Origin of the sequence: Meiothermus sp. QL-1 (assembly GCF_003351145.1) — a bacterium.
Classification (GTDB): Bacteria; Deinococcota; Deinococci; order Deinococcales; family Thermaceae; genus Meiothermus.
The window spans coordinates 201,910-223,682 of record NZ_QQSV01000001.1 but is presented as its reverse complement, the minus strand read 5'-3'; the positions used below and the strand labels follow the sequence as shown (position 1 = coordinate 223,682).

Genomic DNA, 21,773 nt, shown 5'->3' with positions numbered 1-21,773 from the left:
AGCTAGGCCTCCTTACAACGGTGGAGATGGTAGTAAACCTCGTTGGGCACCCAACCCAGAGCGTTGGCCAGGCGGTTGGTGAAATTGAACATCGCCGCCACCTGGGCCGCCTCGAAGATGGCCTCATCGGAAAGCCCTGCCGCGCGAAGCCTCTGTACCTCGGCGCTGGACATGGTCTCGGAGCTCACGGTCATCTGGTAGGCGAACTCCAGCAAAGCCTGCTCACGGGGGGTGAGCCGGGCGCGGCGGAAGTTGGCCGCGAGCACCTCGGGCAGCACCGGGTCGCCGGTAATCTCACGCAGATAGGCCGTGTGGGAGGCTAGGCAGTACTCGCAACGGTTGGTGGCCGAAACCACCACCGCAATCATCTCCCGCTCCTTGCGGGAGAGATGCCCCTCACTCCGCATGAGGAAGTCGTAGTAGCGGAACCAGCGCAAAAAGTGCTCCGGCAGCAGGGCAAAGTTGCGGGCCACGTTGGGCACGAACCCGGTCTTCTCCACGAATTTAGCGAAAAGCTGCCGCACCTCCTCGGGCAGCTCGTGCTCCTCCGGCACCCGCAGCCAGGCAGTGGCCGCGCGTTTCTCCTCTAGCTCCATACCTCACTCCCTCTGGGCAGCCCACCGCTCGGGCACCCGCTGGCGCAGAAACTCCACGATGTCCTGGGTGCTGGTGCCAGGGCCAAAGACCGCCGCCACCCCCATGGCCTTGAGGTGGGGCACATCATCGTCGGGAATGATTCCCCCCCCAAAGAGTAGGATGTCGTCCACCCCCTGCTCCCTAAGCAGCCGGCGCACCTCGCTGAAGTAGTGCATGTGGGCCCCCGAAAGGATGGAGAGGCCCACCGCGTCCACGTCCTCTTGTAAAGCGGCTGAGACGATCATCTCTGGGGTCTGGCGCAACCCGGTGTAGATCACCTCCATCCCCGCGTCCCGCAGGGCCCGGGCCACCACCTTGGCCCCCCGGTCGTGCCCGTCCAGCCCCGGCTTGGCGATGAGCACCCGGATTCTTCTATCCATAGCCCCATCTTATAGCGGCTAGGGGTTGGCCGTGCCCGCCTGGGCCAGGGCCCTATCCAGGATCTCCCGCCAGCTTTGGTAGGGGCGCTGGCCGGTGAACTTCTCCCCGTTCACGAAGAAGCTCGGGGTGCCGGTAAGCCCCAGGTCAAGGGCCAGCCTTTGATCGGCCAGCACCCCAGCCCGCTTCTGCCCCGAACGCAAACAGTCCAGCATGGTGGCCGGCGCAATGCCAATCTGCCCGCCCAGGTCGGCAAAGTAGCGGTCCAGCGCCTCCCCACCGAGGCCCGCCCACTGGAGCTGCCCCCGGAACAAAGCCTCGTGGTACTCCACGTAGAGGTTGTGGTCGGCCGCGCAGGCCGCGGCCTCACCGGCCCGGATTACATTTTCCTGGCCGGTAAAGGGGAAGTCGCGGAAGACATAGCGGATTTTACCGGTGTCGATGTAGTCCCGCTTGATGAGGGGAAAGACCTCGCCCGCGTGGTCGCGGCAGTGGCCGCAGAGGTAGTTGGAGAAGTCCACCACCACCACCTTGGCCTCAGGGTTGCCAATTGCGAAGCGGGCGCCCCTGGCTGCATCTAAGGCCCCAGAAGCAGGCTTGGGGCGCAGCACCACGAACAGGACCGCCGCCACCACCAGGGCCACGGCCGCCACCGCAAAAAACAAGGTTCGCTGCATAGGTTGCATTTTACGCGGCCCCCCGCATGAAAATGGTGCTGGATTACTGACGGGCCTGGCCCTGGTCGGTGAGCCAGAAAGGGGCGGCGTCGCGCGAGATGATGGTCTCCTGGGCGATGGCCTCTTTGAGGTCCTTGGGCAGCACGAAGAGGGCCTCGAGGTAGGCAGCGTCCAGGTGCCTTAGGGCCAGCCCCCGCTCCAGGATGCGGGCCTCCAGGGTGCCCTCGCTCAGACCAGCGATGTCCACCGCGTCCGAGGCCACGATGAAGCCGAAGTCGAGCATGAAGCCAGGGATGAAGTTGTGGTAGCTGCGGGTGTGGCGGAAGACCTGGCGGACGGTGTGGTGCGCCACCGGGTGCATGCGGTGGTGGGTGAGAAGGATCATGCCGGCCTGCATGGCCATGAGGCCGCCCGGGTTGAGCCGGCGCTTGATAATCTCGTAAAACTCCACCGTGTAGAGCATCCGGGCCGGGTTGTCCTCGCCCACCGGATCGTTGAGGTCGACCAGGATTACGTCGTAGGTCTCGGGGTGCTGCTCGAGCCAGGCCCGCGCGTCGGCGTGAACCACCTGGGCGCGGGGGTCGTCGAAGGCCCCCTGGTGCCACTCCGGCAGGTGCTGCCGGGCCATGGCCACCAGCTCCTCGTCGATATCGCACATCACCGCCCGCTCCACTGTGGGATGCTTGAGCACCTCGCGCAAAGTGGCCCCCTCACCGCCCCCCACGATGAAGACCGAGCGGGGCTTTGGGTGGGCCAGCAGGGCCGGGTGCACCAGGGTCTCGTGGTAGATGTACTCGTCGCGCTCGGTGGACTGCACATCCTTATCCAGCACCAGCACCTTGCCGAAGGCCCTGGTCTCGAAAATGAAGTAGTCCTGATAGCGGGTGCGCCCGGAGGCCAGCACCCGTTCCATCCGGCGCAGGATGCTTTCGTAAGGGGTTACCCGCTCGAGGTAGTACATGCCGTAGTCCATAGCCACAAACCTCCTGAAACCGCCCCGGACTCACTGCCTCCTACGCTTTATCTCCCGCTCGCCCCCCCGCCAGAAGCGGAAGGCCGACTCCTCACGGGCCCCAAAGGCCCGGGCCAGCCCCCGCAATACCGAGTCGGGGTCCACGTCGGGCTTGTAGAAGTAAAGGTCCAGGGTGGCCGAGGCGTTGTCCTCGGGCCAGGTGTGAATCATCACCGCGGCCACCGGGGAAAGCACTGCGGCCGAGAGGCCTTGGGGGTAGAACTTGTAGACCGTGGACTGAACGCTGTTGGGCGGTGCACCCAGCTTCAGGACCGCGTCCTTCAGCGCCACCTCGACCAGCCGAGGGTTTTCCAGAACCTCCAGGTTGCAGCCGTAAATCTCGGCGACCCAGCGCCCCCCCGAGACCGTCGTCACGGCTTTTTATCCTAGCACATACTCAGGACGCGGGGGCCTCCGCCTGCCAGCGCACGGCCAGGACCACCTGCACCAAAAGCGCCAATAGGATCAAAACCCCGACCGCATCGGCAGGCTGGGGGTCGCCCAGCACCCAGCCCACCGGGCTCGGGGCGGGCAGCCCTGTGGTGTGGGTCAGGACATAGACGAGGGCGGTAAAAAAACCAAGCCCCAGCGCCAGGCGCACAAAGGGCCGGGCCTGGCGCCGGGGAACGGCACCGTTGTGCATAAAACCAAGCATAAGGATGAGAAACCCGTTGGCCATCAGCAGGGCGATGCCCCAGAGCATAACCTGGGCGTAGAAAAAGGCCTGGGGCTGCTCGAGCAAAAGCCTCCCCGTGTCCGAGGCCAAAGGCCCGCAGGGCCCCCCACCCAGCGGCGTGCCGGCCCAGCCCAAAAGCTGCAGGACAAAGGGAACGAACAACAAGCCCACCAAAGCGCCCAAGCATCGGTCGCGAAGGCCCAGCATGGCACCATGCTGGCAGCTTACGTGGAGGCAGGGTAGAGATAAATATCCTCAAGCGGCGCGGAAGTAGCGGAGGACGGCCTCGAGGAGCCTAAGCCCGCTCGCCCCGCTCTTCTCGGGGTGAAACTGGGGGGCCACCAGGTTATCCCGCAGGAAAAGCGCGGTGAAGGGGGTGCCCGCGTACTCGCCCTGACCCACGCTGCCCTCCCCCGGTGGGGCATAGTAGGAGTGCACGAAGTAGAAGAACTCCCCCGACAAAGGGGCAAAGGGGCCGGTGTAGGCCACCTGGTTCCAGCCCATCTGCGGCACCCGCCGGGCCTGGAAACGCGCAAGGCGGCCCTTCACCAAACCCAGCCCCGCCACCCCTGGGGCCTCGTCCGAGCCCTCGTATAGGATCTGCATCCCCACGCAGATGCCCAGAAAGGGCCGGCCCGCGGTAATGTGCTTTAGGACCCCCTCCTCAAAACCCGAGGCCCGGAAGGCCCGCATCACCTGGCCAAAGTGGCCCTGCCCCGGCAAAACCAGGAGGTCGTGAAGGGGCACCTGACGGGGGTCAGCGGAGACCGTCACCCGGTAACCGGTGGCCTCCAGCGCCTTGGCCGCGCTGCGCAGGTTGCCGGAACCGTAGTCGATTAGAAGGGCCTTCATAAAAGCTCCTTGGTGCTGGGCAGGTCCTCCCGGGTGCAGCGGGTGGCCTGGTACAGGGCCCGGGCCAGGGCCTTGAAGCTGGCCTCTATGACGTGGTGGGCCTCCCGCCCCGAAAGAAGCCTGAGGTGCAGGGTAAGACCGCCGTGGTTGCAAAACCCTCGCAAGAACTCGCGCAGATGGTAGGCATTCATGCCCCCAGCGCTCCCCTCGATGCCCAGCTCCTCCGGGGCAAAGGCCAGGTGGCTCCGGCCCGAAAGGTCGAGCACCACCTGGACCAAAGTCTCGTCCATGGGCACCGTGGCCTCGCCGTAGCGTTCCAGGCCTATCCCCTCCCCCAAGGCCTGGCGCAGGGCCATGCCGAGCGCAATGCCCACGTCCTCCACCAAATGGTGCACGTCCACTTCCAAATCGCCCCGGGCCTCCACCTCGAGCCCCAGCCGGCCATGGCGTTGCAGGGCCTGAAGCATGTGGTCGAGGAAGGGCAGCCCAGTGGCGATGCTGCCCGCCGGCGGACCATCGAGGGCCAGCCGAAGCCGAACCTGGGTCTCGGCGGTGCGCCGCTCCACCGTGGCGCTACGCATGGGGCACCTCGGCCAGGGCGAAGGCGGCCTCCAAGAACCGGTCGTTCTCCTCCCGGGTGCCCACCGTGACCCGGATGCAGCCCTCGAGCATTGGGTACTGGTCCTGCCGGCGCACCAGAATCCCCCGCTGTAAAAGACCCTGGAAGGCCTGGGCTGCCTCTGGGGTGCGAACCAGGAGGAAGTTGGTCCAGCTCGGGTAGGCCCGCCAGGTGGGGTGGCGCTGGAGGGCCTCCAGCAACCGATTCCGCTCGGCCACAATGCGGGCGACCGCCTCATCCACATAGCCGGGCGCTTCGAGCACGGTCAGCAGCACCGCCGCGGTGTGGGCCGGCAGGCCGAAGGGGGGGATGAAGTTCTGCACCACCCGGGCCACCTCCGGGGCGGCCATCAGATACCCAGCCCGCACCCCCCCCAGCCCCCAGGCCTTGGAGAAGGTGCGCAGCAAGGCCACCTGGGGGTTGCGGCGGGCCAGCCCGGCCAGGTCGGTGCCGGAAAACTGGTGGTAGGCTTCGTCCACCACAAAAATCCAGCCGGCGGCCCGGGCCTTTTCCGCCAGCTCCTCTAGGTCCTCTTCGGCAAAGAGCTGGCCGGTGGGGGCGTGGGGGTTGGGCAGAAAGAAGACCCCGGGGGGGCCGTCCAGGGCCTCGAGCAAAGCCTCCTTGGGCAGGGCAAACCCGGGTTTGAGCCGCACCGCCTGGTAGGGGGTGCCGGCCATGCGGGCCGAGAAGGCATAGTGAGGGAAGGCAGGGGCCGTATCCAGCACCCTCGAGGCCGCCTGGGCCAGGGCCTGGATGAGCAGGTTGGAGCCAGGGGAAAGCACCAGCCCCTCTGCAGGCCAGCCCAACCAGGCCGAAAGCCGCGCCCGCACTTCCTCGGCGTGCAGGTCGGGGTAGCGGTTGAAGGCCAGGGCCTGAAGCCTGCGGAGCACCTCTGTTTTCAGCTCGGCCGGCAGCTCGTAGGGGCTTTCGTTCTGGTCGAGCTTGACGGGGGCCTCGACTTTCCGGTAGGGGTAGCTCGGCAGGCCCTGCAGATGGGGTTTGAAGGCCTTCATCCCCCAGATTCTCAGGACTCCCGCAGCCCGCCGTCAAGGGCAACGTGCCCAAAGCCGCAGTGCCCCGCCCCGCCTGGGCTTAGCCTTAGGCCATGCGAATCGGCATGGTCTGCTACCCCGGCCTCGGCGGAAGCGGAATCGTGGCCTCGGAGCTGGCTGACCGGCTGGCCCGGCGGGGGCACCAGGTCTTCCTCTTCGCCACCGAGCCGCCCCTGAGGCTGCCGACCGACAGCCCGGTGCGCTTTGTGCCGGTGGAGGTGCCCCACTACCCGGTCTTCCCGGCCCCCCTCTACACCCTGGCCCTGGCGGGAGCCCTCGAGCGGGCCATCCGCGAGGAGGGCCTGGAGCTTATCCACACCCACTACGCCATCCCCCACGCGGTGGCCGCCGAGCTGGCCGCCGAGGGGCGCATCCCCCTGGTGCACACCCTGCACGGCACCGACGTGACCCTCCTGGGCCGGGACCCTGCCTACCAGCAGCTCACCAGCCGGGCCCTCAAAAAGGCCGCCGCGGTCACCGCGGTCTCCCACAACCTGGCCCAGCAGGCCCAGCGCACCTTCGGGGTCTCCCCCACCGTCATCTACAACGCGGTGGATACCGAGCGGTTCCGCCCCAACCCCACCGCCAAGCGCTTCTATGCGGCGCTGGACGAGTTCTTGCTGGTCCATGCCTCCAACTTCCGTGCGGTCAAGCGGGTGGGCGACATTGTGCACGTCTACGCCAAGGTCCGCCAGCGGCTCAAGGCGCGCTTGGTGCTCCTGGGCACCGGTCCCGAGCGGGCCGAGGCCCTATCCATCGCCCATAACCTGGGGGTGGACGATGGGGTGACCTCGCTGGCCACGGCCAAAAACCCCGAGGAGGTGCTAGGGGCCGCCGACCTTTTCCTGCTGGCCTCGGAGTACGAGGGCTTCGGGCAGTCGGGGCTGGAGGCTCTGGCCTGCGGGGTGCCGGTGGTGGCCACCCGGGTGGGGGGCATCCCCGAGTGGCTGACCCCGGAGGTGGGGCGCCTGGTGGAGTTCGGCGACCTGGAGGGCTTCGCGCAGGCCGTGGTGGAGCTCCTCACCTCAGAAAAGCTGCCTGCCATGCGCGAGGCGGCCCGCGCCTACGCCGAGGCCCACTTCCACCCGGAGGTGATCACCCAGCAGTACGAGGCCCTGTACCAGGCCGCTTTGCAGGGCTGGCCCTATCCCCATGATAGATTGAGCCCAGGTCGCCGAGGCGGCCCTGTGGGAGTGTGACTATGCTCGAGGGGTTCAGGCAGTTCATCCTGCGCGGCAACGCGCTTGACCTGGCTGTGGGCGTGATGATCGGTGGGGCCTTCGGCGCCGTTTTGAACTCGCTGGTGGCCGACGTGCTCACCCCCCTTATCGGGATGCTCTTTAGCGTGCCCGACTTTTCGGCCCTCAAGCTTGGCCCGCTGAACCTAGGTAAGTTCATCAACGCGGTGGTGAGCTTCCTGATGGTGGCCCTCGCCCTCTACTTCCTGGTGGTGCTGCCCATCAACCGCCTGCAGGCGCCCAAGCAGAACCCGCCGGTCCCGGAGGAAATCCGGCTTCTGCAGGAAATCCGCGACGCGCTGAAGAACCGCTAGGAATCCGCTAGCATAAAGGGCATGACCCTCAAGGGCCAAGGCCCTGGCCCCCTACCCCCCCTGCTCGAGCAGTACGTGGCGCTCCGGGACGCCTACCCGGAGTACCTCTTGCTTTTTCAGGTGGGCGACTTCTACGAGACCTTCGGCGAGGACGCCGAGCGGCTGGCCCGGGCGCTAAACCTCACCCTGACCCACAAGACCGCCAAGGACTTCACCACCCCTATGGCGGGGATTCCGGTGCGCTCGGTGGACGTCTACCTGGAAAGGCTGCTGGAGCAGGGCTTCCGGGTGGCCCTGGCCGACCAGACCGAGCTGGCCGAGGAGGCCGAGGGGCTGGTGCGGCGCGAGGTGACCCAGCTCCTCACCCCAGGCACCCTGGTGCGGGAGAACCTGCTCAAGCCCGAGGCCAACTACCTGGCTGCCCTGGCCACCGGCGATGGCTATGGTCTGGTGGTGCTGGACGTCTCCACCGGGGAGTTCCGAGGCACCCTGCTCTACAGCAAAAGTGCGCTTTTCGACGAGCTTTTCCGCTACCGCCCGGCCGAGGTCCTGCTGGCCCCCGAGCTCTACCACCAGCCCACCTTTCGCGAAGAGTTCCAGCGGCGCTTTGCGGTGATGCTCTCTGAGGGCTTCGACGACGAGGCGGGCCGGCGGGCGCTGGAGGCCCAATTCGGCGCCCTGCCCCCAGGGCTGGAGGCCCCGGCCCTGCGGCGCGCGGCTGGGGCTGCGCTGGCCTACGCGGCGCGGGTGCAGGAGCGGGGGCTGCCGCAGGTCAAGGGCTTTGTGCGCTACGACCCGGGCGCCTTCATGCAGCTTTCCGAGGCCACCTTGCGCACCCTGGAGGTCTTCGAGCCAAGCGCGGTGGGCGAGCGCAACCCAGAGCGCACCTTGATGGGGGTGCTGAACCTGACCCGCACCGCCCCGGGCCGCCGGCGGCTTATGGCCTGGCTGCGCCATCCCCTCCTGGACCCGGGCCCCCTGGAAGCCCGGCTGGACGCGGTGGAGGCTTTGATGCGGGACGGGGTGCTGCGTGGGGCGGTGCGCCGGCTGCTGTACCGCATGCACGACCTGGAGCGCCTCTCGGCCCGGCTCATGGCGGGCCGCGCCAGCGCGCGCGACCTCTCGGCCTTAGAGCGCAGCCTGGCCCTGCTGCCCGAGCTGGCCGGGCTTCTGCAGGGCCTCGAGCCCCTGGGCCACCTGGCCGGGCGGCTGCCTGCGCTGGAGGAACTGCGGGAGCGCATTGCGGTGGCCCTGGTCGAGGACCCCCCCCTGAAGCTCACCGAAGGGGGGCTGATCCGCGAGGGGTTTGACCCCGAGCTGGACGAGCTAAGGCAGCGGGCCGAGGCCGGGCGGGCCTACATCGCTCAGCTTGAAGCCACCGAGCGCGAGCGCACCGGAATTCCCAACCTCAAGGTGGGCTACAACGGGGTCTTCGGCTACTACCTGGAGGTCACCCGCCCCCACTACGCCCTGGTGCCAGAGGACTGGCGGCCCCTGCAGACCCTCAAGGACCGCATGCGCTTCTCCACCCCCACCCTCAAGGAAAAAGAGCGGCAGATCCTCCAGGCCGAGGCCGAGGCCAGAAAACGCGAACACGCGGTCTTTCTGGCGCTGCGGGAAGAGGTGGCGGCCCAGGCCGAGGAGGTGCGGCAGGCGGCTTTGGTGCTGGCCGAGGTGGATGTGTACGCGGCCTTAGCCGAGGCCGCGGTGGCCTACGGCTATGTCCGGCCCCGCTTCAGCGACAGGACGCTGGAAATTCGGGCCGGACGGCACCCGGTGGTAGAGCGCTACAGCCCCTTCATCGCCAACGACCTCACCCTGGGCCCGGAGAACCGGCTCCTCATCCTCACCGGTCCCAACATGGCGGGCAAGTCCACCTACCTGCGCCAGACCGCCCTCATCGCCCTGCTGGCCCAGATCGGCTCCTTCGTACCAGCCGAGGCGGCCACCCTGCCCCTTTTCGACCGTATCTTTACCCGCATCGGGGCCGCAGACGATATCGCTGGGGGGCGCAGCACCTTCATGGTGGAGATGGAGGAACTGGCCACCATCCTGCAGCAGGCTACCTCCAAAAGCCTGGTGCTCCTGGACGAGATTGGCCGCGGCACCAGCACCTACGATGGGCTGGCTTTGGCCTGGGCCGCCGCCGAGCACCTGCACAACGAGGTGCGGGCTTACACCCTCTTCGCCACCCACTACTTCGAGCTCACCACCCTGCCTGCACAGCTCGGCGCCGCCCGCAACGCCCACGTGGCGGCCAAGGAGGAGGCCAGCGGCCTGGTTTTTTACCACCAGGTGCTCCCCGGGCCGGCCTCCAAAAGCTACGGCCTCGAGGTGGCCCGCCTGGCCGGCCTGCCCCCGGCGGTGCTGCAGCGGGCCAAAGCGGTGTTGGAGGGGCTGCAGGCCCGGCAGCAGGGCCTGGCCCAGGGGGTACTGGAAGAAATTCTGGCCCTCGACCTCACCCGCCTCACCCCGCTGGAGGCCCTGCTCTTCCTGCAGAAGCTTCAGGCCCGGCTCACCGCCCTGGAAATGGCCCCGCAATGATCCGCAGGCTGCCGCCCGAGCTCATCCGCGAGATTGCCGCCGGCGAGGTGATTCAAAACCCTGCCGACGTGGCGCGGGAACTCCTGGAAAACGCGCTGGACGCAGGGGCCAGCCGGATTCAAATCGAGCTGCAGGAGGGCGGAATCTCTAGCCTCGTGGTGAGCGACAACGGGACCGGCATCTCCAAGGAGGAGCTGCCCCTGGCCGCCGAACACCACACCACCAGCAAGCTCACCGACCTAAACCGGATAAGCACCCTGGGCTTTCGCGGCGAGGGGCTCTGGGCCATCCGGCAGGTGGCGCGGCTCAGGCTCACCTCGAGGCCCCCCCACCAGCTCGGCGGGGCCACCTTGTGGGCCTTTCGGGACGAGATTCGCCTGGAAGAACATCCCGCACCTGCCGGCACGCGGGCCGAGGTCCAGGCCCTCTTCGAGGCCCTCCCCGCCCGCCGCAACGCCCTGGAAGGCCCTGTGGTCGAGGGGCGCAAGGTGGTGCAGCTCGTGGGGCGCTACCTGCTGCACCACCCCCACCTGGCCTGGCGGCTGGTGCTGGAAGGGGAGGAGAAAATTCTCCACGCCGGAGGGGGTTTTAGCGAGGCGGCCAAGCTGCTTTGGGGCCCGGTCATAGCCAACCGGCTGCTGCCCCTGGAGGCGGCCGAGGGGCCCTACCGGCTTTCGGGCCTCCTCTCCCGCCCCGAACTCTCCCGCCCTCGGCGCGACCGGCTCCTGCTGGCCATCAACGGCCGCCCGGTAGAGTGGCCCGAGGCCTTGCTCAGAAGTATTCTGGAGGCCTACCGGGAGCTTTTGCCCGCGGGGCAGTTCCCGCTGGGGGTGCTGAACCTGGAGCTCCCACCCGAGGAGGTTTTGGTCAACACCTCCCCCGACAAATCGCGGGTGCGAATCCCCCGGCTCGAGCCCGTCCTGGCCTTCGTGGGCCAGGCTATCCAGCACCTGCTGCGCGCCCACCCTCTCGCCCGTAGCCTGCCCGAGCCCACCCCTCTTTCAGGCCCGCTTCCCCCGCCGCAAAGCCGCCTGCCCCGCCTGCGCTACGTGGGCCGCTTCCGCGAGCTTTACCTGTTGGCCGAAGCGGAAGAAGCCCTTTACGTGGTGGACCAGCACGCCGCCCACGAGCGCATCCTCTACGAGGAGCTCTCCCGCCGCTACCGCGCCGAGCCGCCCGTGGAACTGCCCCATGCCGAACTGGTCACCCTGAGCCTGGGCGAGGAGATGAGCCTGGCCGAGAGGAGCCCGGAATTGGAGGAGGCCGGGCTAAGGCTGGAGCCCTTCGGCCCGGGGCGCTACCGCGTGCGCACGGTGCCGGCCTTCCTGGCGGGACACCCCACCCTGGTGGCCGAGGTGGTCCGGGGGAGCCTGGCCCCCCCCAGCTTCGCCGAGGCCTGGCGCAGGGTGCTGGCCCGGCTGGCCTGCCTGCCCGCCCTCAAGGCCGGCCACCCCCTGGCCGAGGCCCAGGCCCAGGCCCTTCTGGATGCTCTCGCCCAGTGCGAGCTGCCCTGGGTCTGCCCCCATGGACGGCCCACCGTGCTGGTGCTGAGCGAGCTCGAGCTGGCCCGCCGTTTCGGAAGACGGGGGCCCCGGGTGCTGGAGCGCTCCAGGGCCAGATAATCGGGATGACCACCGATTCAGCGCAATACCCTTATTGAGTATCCTTGTTGTGTGTTGTATTATGCCCTTGCTTCAAAACACCAAGGCTCGTAAAGCTGGCGTCATTTAGGCTGTCTGCAACACGGAGGAGCTGGGCATGAAAGGAGAAATGAACCGTCGAACCTTCCTCAAACGGACCGCAGCCACCGGGGCCGCCTTGGGCCTGATGAACCTGGGCCTCTCCCAACAGCAACCCACCGCCGACCAGCTCGTAAGGGGCAAGAACCCCAAGCTGGTGGTTCTTTCCTCCCGCCCCATCGTGATGGAGTCCACCCTGGAGCTTCTGGGCTCCGAGCCCATCACCAGCAAGGCCAACCTCTTTATCCGCAACAACATCGACCTGCCCGGCCTCAACACCACCGAGCCCAACGTACAGCCGGGCTGGGAAGTCGAGATCACCGGCCTCGTGGACAAGCCTTTCAAGATCACCGTAGATGAGCTCTCCAAGCTGCCCCAAACCGAGGTCACCTCGGTGCTGCAGTGTTCGGGGAACGGGCGCTCCTTCTTCAACCCCCGTCCCTCGGGCAACCCCTGGACCTACGGGGGCATCGGGCACGTGACCTGGCGGGGGGTGCTGCTCAAGACCCTGCTCGAAGCCAAAGGGGTCAAGGTCGACCCCCGGGCCCGCTTCATCACCATGAACGCCTCCACCCAGGGCGGGGCCCAACCCTACGAGAAAAGCTACCCCATCAGCGTGATGGAGTACAACAGCGCCATGCTGGCCCTAGGGATGAACGGCGAGCCCCTGCCGGCGGTCCACGGGGGGCCGGTGCGGCTGGTGGTGCCGGGCACTTTCGGCGCGCCCAACGTCAAGTGGGTGGTCAAGATTGAGTTTGCCGCCAACGAGAGCAGCGGGGCCGAGCAGGTACCCCGCTACCGGGTGCCCATCCTGCCCGGGTGGAACCTGCCCATCCTGCCCACCGAGCCCGGCAGCCGCTACAACTACACCCTGGAGAACTCCCGCTCCAACTGGGGGGCCAACATCAACTCCTTCATCCTCTCGCCCCTGCCCGGGGCCACTGTTCGGGGCCGGCTGGTGGAGATCCGCGGCGTGGCCTGGAACGATGGGCTGGCCCCCATCGAGAGCATCGAGGTCTCGCTCAACGGCGGCACCACCTGGCGTAAGGCCATCATCGAGCGCAACCACGGCAAGTTCGGCTGGTACCGCTGGGTCTCGCCCCAGCTCCTGGCCCCCGGCCAGTACGAGGCCATGGTCCGCGCCACCGACGCCGTGGGCCGCTCCCAACCCCTCAACGGCAACATCTGGTGGAACGAACGCGGCTACGAGTGGAACGGGGTGATGCGGGTCCGGTTCACCGTGACCTGAGCCCCCTGGCCCGCTCGACCGGCGATACCCCCCGCCGGTCGAGCTTTAAAGTGTCCTTTAGATTTTTTTCAAAAATGCAGCCTACGCAGAATGTCCTCCTGGGGCGCTGTGCTAGGCTGTAAGCCATGGGAGGAACGATGAAGCGGAAATACCTCATAGGGGTAAGTCTGCTGGCCGGTGGAGCCCTGTGGTTCGGCCTAGGGCAAAGCGCCCTGCCCGAAGGCCCCGGGCGCGACCTGGTGCTGCAGAAGTGCCAGACCTGCCACGAGATCGGCTTTGTTACCCGCGAGCGGCAGACCCGCGAGCGCTGGGACGCCATCATTACTGAGATGCAGGCCTACGGCATGCGCATCACCCCTGAGGAGCGGGCCATCATCCTGGACTACCTGGCCACCCACCTGGCCCCAGGCGCCCAGGCCCCAGCGCGTCCGCCCGCGCAAGCCCAAGCCCAGGCGGGTGTGAGCGGGGCCCAGGTTTACAACAACTGCGTGGGCTGCCACCAGGCCAACGGGGCCGGCATCCCCGGGGTCTTCCCTCCGCTGGCCGGGCACGTCCCCAACATCCTGGCGGCCCGGGGCGGCCGGGAGTGGCTGGTGCAGATGATGCTGTACGGCCTGCAGGGCCAGATCACGGTCCGGGGCAGCAACTACAACGGCATCATGCCGGCCTACGCCCAGCTCAGCGACGCGGAGATTGCCGCGGTACTCAACTATATCAGCACCCAGTGGGGCAACGCCTTCCCCAGCGGCCAGGGCCCCTTCACCGAGGCCGAGGTGAGGGCCCAGCGGGGCAAGAACCTCTCGCCCCAGCAGGTGCACGCAGCCCGGCAGCAGCTGGGTCTTCGGTAATGCGGGTGCTCTCCCTGCACGCTGACCCCGGCACGAGCCTGCCCAAGGCCAGGGTGGACTGGGTTCGATTGGTAGAGGGGATGGGGGTGGAGGGCGACCGGCACTACGGCAAGAACCCCGACCGAGCGGTGTTGGTGGCCGGGCAGGCCGCCTACGACCACGCGGCCCAAGCCGGGCTTATCCTGCCGCCCGGCGCCTTGGGCGAGAACCTGCGGGTAGACTTCGACCCCCACGCCCTGGGGGCTGGGGCGCGGTTGCAGGTCGGCCCGGCGGTCCTCGAGCTCACCGCGGTCTGCACGGTCTGCAGCTCGCTTTCGACCTTCGACCTGCGCCTGCCCAAGCTCCTCCTGGGCCGGCGGGGGATGTACGCCCGGGTGCTGCGGGGCGGGGTGGTGCGGGTAGGGGACCCGGTGCACCTCCTCACCCCCCAGGCCATGGGATAGGCTTAGGGCATGCGCATCCTCTCTGCGGAGGAAACGGAAGCCCTGCTGCCCTATCCCGCTCTGGCCCAGGCCATCGCTGAGCTCCTGAGCGAGGGGACCGAGACCCTGCAGGCCCCCGAGCGATTGGTGCTGCCCCTCCCGAAAGGGGGCAGCTTGCTTTTGATGCCGGCCGCGGACCCCCACCTTGCCGTCACCAAGCTGGTCACGGTCCACCCCCAGTCCCGCCCCAGCGTGCGGGCCGAGCTCTGGGTGGCCCGAAGCGAAAGCGGTGAGCGGCTCGCCCTGCTGGAGGGCTCTGTGGTGACGGCCCGCCGCACCGCCGCCCTCTCGCTCCTGGCGGCCAGAACCCTGGCCCCTGAACCTGGGGGAGCCCTTCTAATCATTGGAGCAGGCACCCAGGGTCGGGCCCACCTCGAGGCCTTCCAGGCTGGCCTGGGCACCAGCAAGGTTTACATCCACTCCCGCACCCCTGCGCGCGCCGAGGCCCTGGCCGCCTACGCCCGGCGGCTGGGGATGCTGGCCCAGTCGGTGCAAAGACCCGAAGCGGTGCTGGAGGAAGTGCGGCTGGTGGTGACCGCCACCACCAGCCCTACCCCGGTGCTGCACTGGGTGGCCGAGGGCAGCTTTGTGGCTGCGGTGGGCGCCTACCGGCCGGAGATGGCCGAGGTGGCCCCGGGGCTGGTGCGGCGGGCGCGGTTGTACGTGGACACCCTGGAGGGGGCCCGGGCCGAGGCCGGCGACCTGTTGCAGGCCGGGGTGGACTGGGGGCAGGTGACCCCCCTCAAAGAGGCCCTGCGCCAGCCCCGCCCCCACGCGCCCGTGATCCTGTTCAAGAGCGTGGGCCACGCCCTTTGGGACCTGGCTGCAGCCCGGCTGGCGCTCAGGGAGCCTGGAATGCTGTAGCCTGGGGCCATGAACCTGGTGGTTCTCTGCACCGTGCCCAACGCCGAGATAGGTCTTTCCATAGCCCGCACCCTGGTGCACGAGGGGCTGGCGGCCTGCGTCAACCTGCTACCGGGCCTTACCTCGGTGTACCGCTGGGAGGGCCGGGTGGAGGAAAACCCTGAGCACCTGCTCCTGATTAAAACCCGGCAGGAGCGCTATGCGGAGCTCGAGCGGCGCCTCCAGGCCCTCCACCCCTACCAGGTGCCGGAGATTCTAGCCCTAGAGGTAAAGGCCGGCCTCCCGGCCTACCTGGCCTGGCTCGAGGCCAGCACCAGCTAAAATGATCCGGGCCAAGCAGCTTTCCAACGGGGCACCCGTCGGTCTTTTGGCCAGTGGGGTATGGGTGGATGTGGAGACCCCCACCCCCGAGGAGCTGGCCTTGCTGCAACAGCACTACCCCCTCGAGCCCCTGGCCCTGGCCGATGCCCAGGAGATCGGCCACTGGAGCCGCTTTGAGGAGTACCCTGCGCACCTCTTCCTCATCCTTCGCACCCTCGAAACCCCCCAGAATTCCAAAAGCCGCACCGAACGGGTCTCCTACTTCTACTTCCCCGAGGCCCAGGTGCTGCTCACCTACCGCAACGAGCCGGTGACCTATTTGGAGGAAATCTGGCAGAACTTCCGCGGGGGAACCGCCCTGCGGCTCTGGCAGCGCCTGCTCGACCAGGGGGTGCAGACCTTCTTCGCCTATACCGACGCCCTCACCGACCGGGTGGAGGACCTGGAGGAGCTGGGGCTGGACGGGCAGGAAAACCCCGAGGTGCCCCGCCGCATCTTCGCCGCCCGACGGGAGGTGCTCCGGGTGCGGCGGCTGGCCTCACAGGCCCGGGAGGCCCTTTTGCACCTGGAGCGGCTGCCCCTTCTGGGGAGCGAGGCCTATCTCTTTCGCGACCTCACCGACCGCATGGGCCGGGTTTATGAAGGGCTGGACGCAGCCCGCGACGAGCTTTCCAACGTGCTGGAGGTCCACCTATCGGCCCAGGGCAACCGGCTCAACCGGGTGGTGCAGGCCCTTACCGTCATCTCGGTGCTCTTCCTGCCCATGACCCTATGGGCTGGCATCTACGGCACCAACTTCGAGGCCTTCAGCGAGTACCAGTGGCCCTATGGGCGCCTCTACTTCTGGGGAGGGCTGGTCCTAATCGGCGGTAGCCTGGCCCTTTGGATGAAGCGGCGGGGCTGGTGGTAATAAATCAACACAAATGTTTACAAAATACGGGAAGCCTGCTATCCTCAGGTCGAGGAGTGCGCTATGCAAAGCGGCGTCTTGGATACCCTGACCTTTGACCCTGGCGAGATCATTCTCTACCCAGGGCAGCCCAGCCCCAAGGACGCCCTCTACCGGGTGCGGGAGGGGCTGGTGCGGCTCCAAAGCGTGGACGACGAGGGCAACGCCCTGACCCTGCGCTTTGTGCGCCCTGGGGAGTACTTTGGCGAGGAGGTGCTTTCCGGCACCGAGCGAGCCTATTTTGCCGAGGCGGTGACCGAGACCAAGGTAGACGCCCTGGCCCCCGGCCAGCTCGCCCCGCAGGAGCTCAACAGCCTGCTACAGGGGCTGGTAAAGGCTCTGGGCCAGACCTACCAGACCATCCAGCGCATCTCCGGCCAGCGGCTCAAGAACCGGATTGCCGCTGCATTGCTGGAACTCTCCCGCACCCCGGTGGCCTTCGTGGAGAAAAACGGCCGGGTAGGGGTGCGCGCCACCCACGACGAGATCGCCTCGGCGGTGGGCTCGGTGCGCGAGACGGTGACCAAGGTCATCGGCGAGCTGAGCCGCGAGGGCTACATCCGCTCCGGCTACGGCAAGCTGGTGCTGGAGAACATCAAGGGGCTGGAGCAGCTTTCCAAAGAAGCCGCCTAGGCCGTCTTTGAGTGGAACAGGGCCTGCGCTTTTCGCTCCAAAGCCGCCGCAATGAAGCCGCTGAAGGGCGGGGAGGCCCGCATGGGGCGGCTTTTTAGTTCGGGGTGGGACTGCAGCCCTATGAAGAAGGGGTGGCCGGGAAGCTCAATGGCCTCCACCAGCCCCTCCCCCCGGCCCGCCACCCCGGGGGTAACCGCCGAGACAACGAGCCCCCCCGCCACCAGGCGCTCCACGTAGGCCGGGTTCACCTCGTAGCGGTGGCGGTGGCGCTCCTGCACCAGCTCCTTGCCGTAAAGCCGGTGGAGCAGAGTACCCGGGTAGATGCGCATGGGCCAGTTGCCAAGCCGCATGGTGCCCCCGAGGCCGGGGGCCTCGAGCTGCTCAGGCATCAGGTCGATGACCGGGTGGGGGGTGTAGGGGTCGAACTCGGTGCTGTGGGCCCCTTCCAGGCCCAGGACGTTCCTCGCGTACTCGATGACCGCAATTTGCAAGCCCAGGCAGATGCCGAAGTAGGGAATGCGCTGCTCCCGGGCGTAGCGGGCAGCCAGAATCTTACCCTCTATCCCCCGGATGCCAAAGCCCGGCCCCACCAGAATCCCGTCCACACCTTCCAAAAGCTCGGCCGCCCGCTCCAGGTCGGTAATCTCCTCCGCATTCACCCAGCGCACGTTTACCCGCGCATCGTGGGCAATGCCGGCATGCCGGAAGGCCTCTAGAATGCTCAGGTAGGCGTCTGGCATCTTGACGTACTTGCCCACGAAGCCCACCGTCACCTCGTGGGCTGGCTGCTTTAGCTTGCGCACCGCCTGCTGCCAGAAACTCAGGTTGGGGGGGATGGGGGTGAGGCCGAGCCTTTTCTCCACCACCCGGCCCAAGCCCTGCTCCTCCAGCACCAAGGGCACCTCGTAGAGGTACTCCACGGTGGGGCTGCTGAAGACGGCCTCGGCGTGGACATTGGTGAAAAGGGCCACCTTCTTGCGCACCTCCTCCGGTACCCGCTTTTCCGAGCGCAAAACCAGCACATCGGGCTGGATGCCCACCCCGCGCAGGGTGGAGACCGAGTGCTGGGTGGGCTTGGTCTTGAACTCGTCCGAGCCGGGAAAGTAGGGCACCAGGGTGAGGTGGATGTACATGAGGTCCTGGTCGGCCTCGTCGAACTGGAACTGACGGATGGCCTCCAGGAAGGGCAGGCTCTCGATGTCCCCCACGGTACCCCCCACCTCCACCACCACGATCTCCGCGTTCTGCTCCAAAGCGGTGCGGCGGATGCGCTCCTTGATCTCGTCGGTGATATGGGGGATTACCTGCACGGTCTGGGAGAGGTACTCGCCCCGGCGCTCCTTCTGGATCACCGAGAGATAGACCTGGCCGGTGGTCAGGTTGTTGGCCCGCGAGAGGTCGACGTCCAAAAAGCGCTCGTAGTGGCCGATATCCAGGTCGGTCTCGGCCCCATCGCCAGTAACGAAGACCTCCCCGTGCTCATACGGGCGCATGGTCCCCGCATCCACGTTTACGTAAGGGTCGATTTTGATGGCGGTAACGCGGTAGCCGCGCCCCCGCAGGATGGCCCCGAGGCTCGAGGTCAGAATCCCCTTGCCCAGGCTGCTCACCACCCCACCGGTCACAAAGATGTACTTCACAAAAGCCCCCTCTTCGCCCCAAAAACCCGGGGCCAAAGCGCAGAAAACCGCTTAGAGCGGCTCAACTTTCACGGGACTCCATCGTACCATGCCAGCCCAAAGGAAGCCAACCTCTAGGCCAGGCCGCTCACCTTGAGAACGAAGAGGGCATAAAGCAGCAAGAATAACCCCCCCTCCCAGCTCGAGATGCGCTGGTCCTGGACCAGCAGGTAAAACAAAAAGGCAGCGCCTAGCGCAAAGGGCAGAGCAAATCCGGCGAGCTCTGGAGGCACCGCCACCCCGCCGTAAACCGCTCCCGCTCCCATTACCATCAACGCGTTGAAAACGCACGAACCCAGGATGTTGCCCACCGCCAAGGCAGCCTGGCCCTGCCGGGCTGCCATGAACCCCACCACCAGCTCGGGCAGGGTGGTGCCCAGGGCCAGCAGGGTCACCGCCACCACGGCGTTTGGAACGCCAAACCCCGCGGCCAGGGCCTGCAAGTTGGCCAAGGTTCCCTCAGCACCCAGGTAGGTCCCGAGCGCAGCCAAAAGCAAAAGGACGAATTCACGCAGGGCCAGTGGCAAGCGACCCGCCTCTTCGTGCTGCTTCCCCTCGCGCAGCAAATAGAACAGGTAGACGGCATAAAGCGCCAGCAAGACCATCCCCTCGCCCCGCCCTACCTGCCCATCCTGCGTTACCACCCAAAGCGCAAAGGCTGAGCCCACCAAAAAGTGCAGGTCTATGGCGATGTAGCCCCCGTTCAGGTGAACAGGGCGCACCCGCGAGAAAACCGCGCTCACCCCCAGCACCAAAAGCAGGTTGGAGACGTTGGCCCCCAGCACGTTGCCGCTCAGGACCTCCGAGACCCCCTCCCGCACCGAAAGCAGCCCCGTGATGAGCTCGGGCAGGGAGGTGCCCACCCCCACGATCACCACCCCCACCATAAAGGGGGAAAGGCCCACCGCCCGCCCAATGCGGCGGGCCGACGCGGTGAGCAGCCGGGCGGAGAGAAGCAGAAGGCCCAAACTACCAGCAAAGGCTAGAAAGGGCAGCAGCACTGTGTGATTTTACCGAAGCCAGGCTGCCAGAACCTGTTCCACCAGGCGCAACATGGCCGGGGTGGTCTTGTGCCCGAGGTCGGGATAGAGCACCAGGTGGTCCTGTTCAAAGGGGCCAAAACCGGTAAGAGGGCCGGCGCAGGCCCGGCGGCCGGCCAGGGGCTTGGTCCAGGGCTCCCCCTCCTGGGTAAGGGCCACCCGGTAGACCCTGCGCCCCATCCGCTCCCGCTCGGCGGCCAAACGGCAGCCCTGGGCCACCGGCACCAGAGGGTCATTGCCTGCCTGCAGGATCAGCAGCGGTGCTTCCAGGTTCCAAGCAAAGCGAAGGGGGTCCCGCTCGGCGTAGCAGCGAGGGCATGACTGGGGGGAGCCACCTATGAGGGCCTCGCGCCGTGCTACCGCCTCGAGCCGCCCGGCTGCCCGCAAAAGCTCGAGCTGCTCGGCCAGGTCGGTGGGCCCTAGCCCGTGGACCACCCCTGCTACCCAGGGCGCTTTCTGGGCGGCCCGGAGGGCCACGCAGGCCCCCATCGAAAACCCCACCAGCGCCGCCTTAGGCCCCGCTTTGTGGGCCTGCAAGAGGCGGAACAAGGGGGGCAGGTCGGCGGCCTCCTCGGCGCAGAGGGTGACCCTACCCTGGCTCTGCCCCTGCCCCCTTAGGTGGGGCAAGGCCACCAGATAGCCTGCTCCGGCCCAGGCCCGACAGAGCTGGCGCAGGCTCTCGGTGGGCCCCCACTGCCCCCCGTGCAACAGCAGAACTGTGGGAAAGGGCCCCGGACCCTCCGGGCGACAGAGTTCCACGAATATGTGCACATCCCGCAGCAGCCATCCCTGGTAGACGAGCACCGGGCCAGCCGCCACCGCTCTGAGCTCGAGCCGCTCCTCCCGCTCGCAGCCCAGAAGTCCCAGCAAAACGAGCAAAATCCAGCGGGGCCTAGCGACCAAACACCCACCTCGAGATCTGCGCCCAGCGCACCAGCCAGGCCAAGAGCAATGGAAGCCCCAGGGCCATCAGCGCATAGATGGCAAAGGCCGGGGCAAACCCCAACGGCTCAGGAAAATCGGGCATGCGCTCCAGCACGCGCATCACCAGAGGGTGCAGCAGGTATATCTGCAACGAGTAGCGGCCCAGCCCCCGCAGAACCGGGGCCAGCCGGCTCTGGCTCAGCCTTACCGCCAGCACCAAAAGCAGGAAGGCCATGCCTGTGGTGTAGAGCCAGTGCCCAAACTGGTAGGCCATGGTGTTCACGGGCAGACCTAGGCGGGCCTCGAGGGCATTGGGCAGGTAAAAAACCAGCCCCAGCGCCACCGCCCCCAGCGCCCAGGCCCGCTTCCGGACGATTTGCTCCAGCCGGTCGAGGTGCCCGGCCAGCCCAACCCCCAAAGCGATCGCCGGCAGGTACCAGAGGATCACGCTGGCGGGGTAGGGAAAACGGTACACCTCGCGGTTGAAGAAGTAGACCCCTACAGTAAGCAACCCGCCCAGCAGCAGCACCAAAAACAGGGGGGGACGGAGCCGCAGCAAGGGCAGGAGAAGGGGCAAAAGCAGGGTGAGCTGGATTGCCAGCAGCAGGAAGTAGAGGTGGAAGTAGGCCTTGCCCCAAAGGAGCTGGTGGGGGATGCGCGAGGGATCAAACCACTGGGGAAACTCGTGGTAGCGCCAGAGCAAATAGACGCCGCTCCACAAAAGATAGGGCCAGACCACCCGTAAAAGGCGGTTCTGGGCATAGCGCAAAGGGCGAAAACCCCGTATGAGCGCTGCCCCTAGCACCACCGTGGTCAGGAAGAGGAAGGCCGGAACGGCAAAGTGCAGCAGGCGGTTCAGGGTCGCCAGCAGCCACCACTCCGGGCTGCCCACCTCCAGCATCCGCAAAAACCGGCCCGAGAGGTGGTGGAGCAGGACCTCGAGGATGGCCAGCCCCCGAAACACCTCCACCCAGGGAAAGCGCTCTGGCTCGGTGGTTTGGCTCGACCCCGGCATCCCCTCAATGCTACGGCCTGCAGATTAGAGAC

General features: G+C 67.1%; 24 protein-coding genes. 11 read left to right on the top strand and 13 right to left on the bottom strand.

Going from position 1 to position 21,773, the window contains the following annotated elements:
* Positions 1-2: 2 nt before the first annotated feature.
* From DV704_RS01105 to DV704_RS01065, 9 genes are read right to left on the bottom strand one after another with little or no spacing between them, the layout of a single operon-like run.
* Positions 3-596 (bottom strand): peroxidase-related enzyme, encoded by a 594-nt coding sequence (locus DV704_RS01105; protein ID WP_114797711.1) that lies wholly within the window; start codon positions 594-596, stop codon positions 3-5.
* A gap of 3 nt (positions 597-599) precedes the next feature.
* Positions 600-1,016, bottom strand: coding sequence for a cobalamin B12-binding domain-containing protein (locus DV704_RS01100; protein WP_114797710.1), 417 nt, complete (start codon positions 1,014-1,016; stop codon positions 600-602).
* 18 nt (positions 1,017-1,034) lie between these two features.
* Positions 1,035-1,691, bottom strand: coding sequence for a thioredoxin domain-containing protein (locus DV704_RS01095; protein ID WP_114797709.1), 657 nt, complete (start codon positions 1,689-1,691; stop codon positions 1,035-1,037).
* Positions 1,692-1,734: 43 nt separating this feature from the next.
* Positions 1,735-2,664, bottom strand: coding sequence for a polyamine aminopropyltransferase (gene speE / locus DV704_RS01090; RefSeq protein ID WP_114797708.1), 930 nt, complete (start codon positions 2,662-2,664; stop codon positions 1,735-1,737).
* A gap of 30 nt (positions 2,665-2,694) precedes the next feature.
* A complete protein-coding gene (locus DV704_RS01085; protein ID WP_114797707.1) occupies positions 2,695-3,078 on the bottom strand; it encodes an S-adenosylmethionine decarboxylase family protein in 384 nt (127 codons plus the stop codon).
* 22 nt (positions 3,079-3,100) lie between these two features.
* Positions 3,101-3,586 carry a hypothetical protein gene (locus DV704_RS01080; protein ID WP_114797706.1) on the bottom strand — a complete coding sequence of 162 codons (486 nt, stop codon included), beginning with the start codon at positions 3,584-3,586 and terminating at the stop codon, positions 3,101-3,103.
* A 48-nt stretch (positions 3,587-3,634) separates the two neighbouring features.
* A complete protein-coding gene (gene hisH / locus DV704_RS01075) occupies positions 3,635-4,231 on the bottom strand; it encodes an imidazole glycerol phosphate synthase subunit HisH (RefSeq protein ID WP_114797705.1) in 597 nt (198 codons plus the stop codon).
* Positions 4,228-4,812 (bottom strand): imidazoleglycerol-phosphate dehydratase HisB, encoded by a 585-nt coding sequence (hisB, locus tag DV704_RS01070; protein WP_114797704.1) that lies wholly within the window; start codon positions 4,810-4,812, stop codon positions 4,228-4,230. Before hisB ends, hisH begins: the two co-directional genes overlap by 4 nt.
* Positions 4,805-5,863, bottom strand: coding sequence for a histidinol-phosphate transaminase (locus tag DV704_RS01065; protein ID WP_114797703.1), 1,059 nt, complete (start codon positions 5,861-5,863; stop codon positions 4,805-4,807). Before DV704_RS01065 ends, hisB begins: the two co-directional genes overlap by 8 nt.
* A gap of 92 nt (positions 5,864-5,955) precedes the next feature.
* On the opposite strand from DV704_RS01065, the gene bshA reads away from it, so the two are divergent.
* The 11 genes from bshA to DV704_RS01010 all read left to right on the top strand — a co-directional run bounded on the left by bshA (position 5,956) and on the right by DV704_RS01010 (position 17,083).
* Complete coding sequence (bshA, locus tag DV704_RS01060; RefSeq protein WP_114797702.1) at positions 5,956-7,101, top strand: N-acetyl-alpha-D-glucosaminyl L-malate synthase BshA; 1,146 nt, start codon at positions 5,956-5,958, stop codon at positions 7,099-7,101.
* Between the two features lie 2 nt (positions 7,102-7,103).
* Positions 7,104-7,454 (top strand): large conductance mechanosensitive channel protein MscL, encoded by a 351-nt coding sequence (mscL, locus tag DV704_RS01055; protein WP_114797996.1) that lies wholly within the window; start codon positions 7,104-7,106, stop codon positions 7,452-7,454.
* Positions 7,455-7,475: 21 nt separating this feature from the next.
* A complete protein-coding gene (mutS, locus tag DV704_RS01050) occupies positions 7,476-9,998 on the top strand; it encodes a DNA mismatch repair protein MutS (RefSeq protein WP_114797701.1) in 2,523 nt (840 codons plus the stop codon).
* Positions 9,995-11,620: a DNA mismatch repair endonuclease MutL gene (mutL, locus tag DV704_RS01045; RefSeq protein WP_114797700.1), complete on the top strand. Its 1,626-nt coding sequence runs from the start codon at positions 9,995-9,997 to the stop codon at positions 11,618-11,620. The genes mutS and mutL overlap by 4 nt, the downstream gene beginning before the upstream one ends.
* 136 nt (positions 11,621-11,756) lie before the next feature.
* Positions 11,757-12,986 carry a molybdopterin-dependent oxidoreductase gene (locus tag DV704_RS01040; protein WP_199489912.1) on the top strand — a complete coding sequence of 410 codons (1,230 nt, stop codon included), beginning with the start codon at positions 11,757-11,759 and terminating at the stop codon, positions 12,984-12,986.
* Positions 12,987-13,123: 137 nt separating this feature from the next.
* A complete protein-coding gene (locus tag DV704_RS01035) occupies positions 13,124-13,834 on the top strand; it encodes a c-type cytochrome (protein ID WP_114797699.1) in 711 nt (236 codons plus the stop codon).
* A complete protein-coding gene (locus tag DV704_RS01030) occupies positions 13,834-14,277 on the top strand; it encodes an MOSC domain-containing protein (protein ID WP_114797698.1) in 444 nt (147 codons plus the stop codon). The genes DV704_RS01035 and DV704_RS01030 overlap by 1 nt, the downstream gene beginning before the upstream one ends.
* A 9-nt stretch (positions 14,278-14,286) precedes the next feature.
* Positions 14,287-15,180, top strand: coding sequence for a delta(1)-pyrroline-2-carboxylate reductase family protein (locus DV704_RS01025; RefSeq protein ID WP_114797697.1), 894 nt, complete (start codon positions 14,287-14,289; stop codon positions 15,178-15,180).
* Positions 15,181-15,189: 9 nt separating this feature from the next.
* The gene (cutA, locus tag DV704_RS01020) at positions 15,190-15,501 is read left to right on the top strand and encodes a divalent-cation tolerance protein CutA (RefSeq protein WP_114797696.1); all 312 of its coding nucleotides are present in this window, start codon (positions 15,190-15,192) and stop codon (positions 15,499-15,501) included.
* A gap of 1 nt (position 15,502) precedes the next feature.
* Positions 15,503-16,411, top strand: coding sequence for a magnesium transporter CorA family protein (locus tag DV704_RS01015; RefSeq protein ID WP_114797695.1), 909 nt, complete (start codon positions 15,503-15,505; stop codon positions 16,409-16,411).
* Between the two features lie 63 nt (positions 16,412-16,474).
* Positions 16,475-17,083, top strand: a complete 609-nt coding sequence (locus tag DV704_RS01010) for a helix-turn-helix domain-containing protein (RefSeq protein WP_114797694.1) — start codon at positions 16,475-16,477, stop codon at positions 17,081-17,083.
* Here the strand turns inward: DV704_RS01010 and DV704_RS01005 are convergent.
* The 4 genes from DV704_RS01005 to DV704_RS00990 form a co-directional block, all read right to left on the bottom strand.
* On the bottom strand, positions 17,080-18,723 hold the full coding sequence (locus DV704_RS01005; protein WP_114797994.1) for a CTP synthase: 1,644 nt from the start codon (positions 18,721-18,723) through the stop codon (positions 17,080-17,082). The two genes, DV704_RS01010 and DV704_RS01005, sit on opposite strands and share 4 nt — an antisense overlap.
* Before the next feature lie 113 nt (positions 18,724-18,836).
* A complete protein-coding gene (locus tag DV704_RS01000; RefSeq protein WP_233498190.1) occupies positions 18,837-19,763 on the bottom strand; it encodes a sodium:calcium antiporter in 927 nt (308 codons plus the stop codon).
* 9 nt (positions 19,764-19,772) lie between these two features.
* A complete protein-coding gene (locus DV704_RS00995) occupies positions 19,773-20,681 on the bottom strand; it encodes a S9 family peptidase (RefSeq protein WP_233498189.1) in 909 nt (302 codons plus the stop codon).
* A 13-nt stretch (positions 20,682-20,694) separates the two neighbouring features.
* Positions 20,695-21,741: an acyltransferase gene (locus DV704_RS00990; RefSeq protein ID WP_114797693.1), complete on the bottom strand. Its 1,047-nt coding sequence runs from the start codon at positions 21,739-21,741 to the stop codon at positions 20,695-20,697.
* Between the last annotated feature and the right edge of the window lie 32 nt (positions 21,742-21,773).